Consider the following 576-nt stretch of genomic DNA (forward strand, 5'->3'; position numbering starts at 1 on the left):
CCGCCTCCCTCCCCGTCGGCTTCGTCAGGCTCGCCGATGTCGACTCGACCATCCGCCAGGACATCCGCTACGCCGGCCGCGAAAACTTCCTGCGCCGCAAGGTCGACGGCTATAACGCGCCCGTCTGCGTACTGACCACGCAAGCGGCGAAGGCGCTGTCCAGCGTCCAGAAAACCATGACCGCCAAAGGCCTGACGCTGATCGTCTTCGACTGCTACCGGCCCGCCCGCGCCGTTGCCGACATGGTCAGATGGACAAGAGAAGCCGGCCCGCCGGATCCGCAGTGGTATCCGACCGTCCGGCGTGGCGATCTTATCGCCAAGGGCTATATCGGCGAGCTGTCCAGCCATTCGCGCGGCTCGACCGTCGACCTCGCTATCGCCGACGCCACCAGCGCGGTTCACCCGGCCTGCGGCGCGCCTGACGGCACCACGCTCGACTTCGGCACCGGTTTCGACTGCTTCGATCCGATGAGCGAGACGGCGCACCGCCCGCTCCCCGCCAAGGCGGCGGCGAACCGCAAGATGCTGCTTGCCGCCATGCACGCCGCTGGCTTCCGCAACTACGCGCGCGAAT

At 67.9% G+C, this 576-nt stretch carries 1 protein-coding gene; it reads left to right on the forward strand.

Annotation, left to right across the window (positions count from 1 at the left end):
- Positions 1-576: M15 family metallopeptidase (locus EOA24_RS40380; RefSeq protein WP_127410942.1), on the forward strand; the 576-nt coding region annotated here is incomplete at both ends.

The organism is Mesorhizobium sp. M2A.F.Ca.ET.039.01.1.1 (assembly GCF_003998035.1).
Taxonomy (GTDB): Bacteria; Pseudomonadota; Alphaproteobacteria; order Rhizobiales; family Rhizobiaceae; genus Mesorhizobium.